The 4,035-nt window shown below is 60.7% G+C and carries 5 protein-coding genes; 4 read left to right on the forward strand and 1 reads right to left on the reverse strand.

Translation table 11 applies throughout. The features are described from left to right. Nucleotides 1-550: MFS transporter (locus MOV76_RS38570; RefSeq protein WP_247266533.1), on the reverse strand; the 550-nt coding region annotated here is incomplete at its 3' end. 198 nt (nt 551-748) lie between these two features. Here MOV76_RS38570 and rimP point away from each other — a divergent pair. From rimP to MOV76_RS38590, 4 genes are all read left to right on the forward strand, one after another. After that, nucleotides 749-1,354 carry a ribosome maturation factor RimP gene (gene rimP / locus MOV76_RS38575; RefSeq protein ID WP_018244264.1) on the forward strand — a complete coding sequence of 202 codons (606 nt, stop codon included), beginning with the start codon at nt 749-751 and terminating at the stop codon, nt 1,352-1,354. Nucleotides 1,355-1,414: 60 nt separating this feature from the next. After that, nucleotides 1,415-3,016 (forward strand): transcription termination factor NusA, encoded by a 1,602-nt coding sequence (gene nusA / locus MOV76_RS38580; RefSeq protein ID WP_018244263.1) that lies wholly within the window; start codon nt 1,415-1,417, stop codon nt 3,014-3,016. Beyond that, nucleotides 3,013-3,705, forward strand: coding sequence for an RNA-binding protein (locus tag MOV76_RS38585; protein ID WP_017989926.1), 693 nt, complete (start codon nt 3,013-3,015; stop codon nt 3,703-3,705). The genes nusA and MOV76_RS38585 overlap by 4 nt, the downstream gene beginning before the upstream one ends. A gap of 101 nt (nt 3,706-3,806) precedes the next feature. Next, on the forward strand, nt 3,807-4,035 hold a 229-nt coding region (locus tag MOV76_RS38590; protein WP_247266534.1), incomplete at its 3' end, for a translation initiation factor IF-2 associated domain-containing protein.

Here is a 4,035-nt window from a genome sequence, read left to right on the forward strand (position 1 = left end):
CCACGATGACGCCGCCGATTGCCGGGCCGACGCTGCGGGTGATGTTGAAACCCATGCTGTTCAGCGTGACCGCGGCCGGCAGATCGGCGCGCGGCACCATGTCGCCGACCGAGGCCTGCCAGGAGGGATTGTTGAGCGCGGTGCCGCAACCGATCAGGAAGGTGAAGAAGAGCAGCAGCCAGGGCGTGATCCAGCCGAGAAGGGCTGAGGCCGTCAGCAGCGCCGAGACGGTGAGCATCATGCACTGCGCCGTCAGCATGACCCGGCGGCGGTCATAATTGTCGGCCAGCGCGCCAGATATCAGCGAAAACAGCATGATCGGCAGCGCCGTCGAGGTCTGCACCAGTGCGACCATGTCCTCCGAGGCGGTGATCGTCGTCATCATCCAGGCGGCGCCGACCGCCTGGATCAGGCCGCCGAAATTCGAGGAAAGGCTCGCAAACCAGATGGTGCGGTAGGTATCGTGCCGCAAAGGCGCCAATGTCGACGAAGTGTAGGCCACGATTTCTCCCGCTTTTGTTATTGCGCGCCAACGGCAATATATGCGCAAGACCGGCGCTGGCCATAGGCCTGTTCACGTCGCCGGAAGCGAATTGGCCGAATCGGTCGCAGACCTTGCAATTTCGGAAAAACCCGACTATATGCCTCTCAAATTCTTGATCGCTTGATGAAGAGTGGGCCGCAAGGACCCGCTCTTTTTTATTACCGCGATCGCTTAAACAGCATGAAATTGCGAGGAGCGCACCGCTTGTCGGACATGACAAACGCAGACAACGAACTTGAGCCGCGGCTGATTACCGAAACCGGGCTCGACCAGCGTCTTGCCGATATCATCGAACCCGTTCTCGTCGGCATCGGCTTTAGGCTTATCCGCGTCCGTATGCTGAACCAGAACGGCGCGACGATGCAGGTTATGGCCGAACGCAACGACGGCACGATGTCGGTTCAGGATTGCGAAGAAGTCTCGATGGCGATTTCTCCCGTCCTCGATGTGGAAGATCCGATCGATAAAGAGTATCATCTGGAAGTGTCTTCGCCCGGCATCGACCGTCCGATGGTGCGGAAATCCGATTTCGTCCGCTGGCAGGGCCACCTTGTGAAATGCGAGACGTCGATCTTGATCGACAATCGCAAGCGCTTCCGCGGCAAGATCGTCGAAGCAGGCGCAGATGGTTTCACGCTCGAGCGTGACCAGGTTGCCTATGGGGAAGAGCAGAAGGTCACCATTCCCTTCACGGCGCTTAGCGATGCGAAGCTCATTCTGACCGACGACCTGATCCGCGATGCGTTGCGCGCCGACAAGCTGGCGAAAGCCCAGGCTGCCAACCAGAACGAAGCAGAAGACGAAGAATAACCGATCAACAGACCGCTCTAGGGACGGGAACCCGGCGAGTAAAGACGGAGAAACAAGACAATGGCAGTCAGTGCGAACCGGCTCGAACTTCTGCAGATCGCAGATGCAGTGGCGCGCGAAAAAGTCATCGACCGCGAGATCGTGCTGGCCGCTATGGCCGATGCCATCCAGAAGGCGGCACGCTCCCGTTACGGCACCGAGTCCAACATCCGGGCCGACATCAATCCGAAGACCGGCGAAATCCGTCTGCAGCGCCTGCTTGAAGTCGTCGAGAAGGCCGAGGATTATTCGACGCAGATCCCGCTGGAGCTTGCTCGCGACCGCAACCCGGACGCCGCACTCGGCGACTTCATCGCCGATCCGCTGCCGCCGATGGATTTCGGCCGTATCGCCGCACAGTCCGCCAAGCAGGTGATCGTGCAGAAGGTGCGTGAAGCCGAGCGTGACCGCCAGTTCGACGAATTCAAGGATCGCGTCGGCGAAATCGTCAACGGTACCGTCAAGCGCGTCGAATACGGCAACGTCATCGTCGATCTCGGCCGTGGCGAAGGCATCATCCGCCGCGATGAAATGATCCCGCGCGAAAACGTCCGCTATGGCGATCGCGTCCGTGCCTATGTCTATGATGTCCGTCGCGAGCAGCGCGGCCCGCAGATCTTCCTGTCGCGCACGCATCCGCAGTTCATGGTGAAACTCTTCACCATGGAAGTGCCGGAGATTTACGACGGCATCATCCAGGTGAAGTCGGTCGCCCGCGATCCGGGTTCGCGCGCCAAGATTGCGGTGATCTCGAACGACAGCTCGATCGATCCGGTCGGCGCCTGCGTCGGTATGCGCGGCTCGCGCGTTCAGGCCGTCGTCGGCGAGCTCCAGGGCGAGAAGATCGACATCATTCCGTGGTCGCAGGACCCGGCGACTTTCGTCGTCAACGCCCTGCAGCCGGCCGAAGTCGCCAAGGTCGTTCTCGATGAGGATGCAGAGCGTATCGAAGTCGTCGTTCCCGACGAGCAGCTGTCGCTTGCGATCGGCCGTCGCGGCCAGAACGTCCGCCTCGCCTCGCAGCTGACCGGCTGGGATATCGACATCATGACGGAGGCCGAGGAATCGGAACGCCGCCAGAAGGAATTCAACGAGCGCACCAACCTGTTCATGGATTCGCTCGATGTCGACGAGATGGTCGGCCAGGTTCTGGCTTCGGAAGGTTTTGCCGCGGTTGAAGAACTGGCTTATGTCGATCTCGACGAAATCTCTTCGATCGACGGTTTCGACGAGGAAACGGCGCAGGAAATCCAGCAGCGCGCCCGCGAATTCCTCGAGCGTCTCGAAGCCGAGATGGACGAGAAGCGCAAGGCGCTCGGTGTTCAGGACGAACTGCGTGAAATCAACGGCATGACCGCCCAGATGATGGTGGCGCTCGGCGAAGACGGCATCAAGACGATCGAGGACTTTGCCGGATGTGCTGCCGACGATCTCGTCGGCTGGACGGAGCGCAAGAACGGCGAAACGAAGAAGTTCGAGGGCCTGTTCTCGAAGTTCGACGTGTCGCGCGTCGAAGCAGAACAGATGATCGTCCAGGCCCGCCTTTCGGCCGGCTGGATCACGCAAGAGGACCTGGATAAGGGGACCGAAGAAGAGGTCACCGAAGCCGAACAAGAAGCATGATGACCGCGCATGAACCGGACGCTCCTCTCGAGGACGACGATCTTGCAGGTTATGACGTGAACGGACGCATGTGCATCGTGACGCGCGAAAGCGGATCGCCGGAAGAGCTGATCCGCTTCGTCGCCGCTCCCGATGGAACAGTTGTCGCCGACCTGAAGCGCGAGCTTCCGGGACGTGGATGCTGGGTGAAGATCGACCGGTCGCTGGTCGACAGGGCAGTGGCGAAGAAGCTCTTCGCCCGTGCACTGAAGACGGATGTAAAGGCGGCGGACGATCTCGGCGCGAGTGTCGATCGGCTGCTCGCGGCGCAACTGATGCAGATGATGAACATGGCGCGGAAAGCCGGCCAGTTCGTCAGTGGATCCTCGAAAGTGGATGCCGCGGTTAGAAGCGGAGCAGCCCTTGCGGTGTTCCACGCGACTGGGGCAGCGGACGACGGCGTCCGGAAAATCGACCAGGCCCGCAAGGCCTGGCACCTCGGAATGGAGACCGAGGAGGAGATACCTTCCTTCCGTCTCTTCTCGGAGAGCGAAATGGAAGGCCTGATGGGCCAGAATGCTTTTATCCATGCCGCAGTGCTTGCAGGGCAGGCGGGTGAAGGTGTAGTGAAGCGCGCAAAGATGCTCGAACAGTACCGTATTGGCGGTCAGTCCCGGGCAGCGGGCGGCGCTGGCCGGCAAAAACAATGAGGCGGTCACCGGCATCGGCCGGTCCCATACTCATTGATCGACAGTATTGAACGACAGGGTCTGATCTAGTCATCGCTCCCTGTCCGAAGGAACGGGAACGAATGACCGATAGTAACGACGACAAGACAATCAGCGTAGCGGGCAAAAAGACACTCACCCTGAAACCATCGGGGATGAGCCAGGGCACCGTTCGCCAGGATATGGGTCGAGGTCGCACCAAGGCGGTCGTCGTCGAGACCCGTAAGCGGCGCCCGATGCGCCCGGAAGATGAAAAGCCGATCACACCCGTCGCTCCGGCGGCCCCCGTCCGCGCAGCCGAACCGGCGCCCG

The organism is Rhizobium sp. PRIMUS64 (genome assembly GCF_023006465.1).
Lineage (GTDB): Bacteria > Pseudomonadota > Alphaproteobacteria > Rhizobiales > Rhizobiaceae > Rhizobium > Rhizobium leguminosarum.

Excerpts from the sequence above, each read along its gene's own strand:
- MOV76_RS38585 (WP_017989926.1), top strand. The coding sequence starts at position 3,013 with ATGATGACCGCGCATGAACCGGACGCTCCTCTCGAGGACGACGATCTT.
- nusA (WP_018244263.1), top strand. The coding sequence starts at position 1,415 with ATGGCAGTCAGTGCGAACCGGCTCGAACTTCTGCAGATCGCAGATGCA.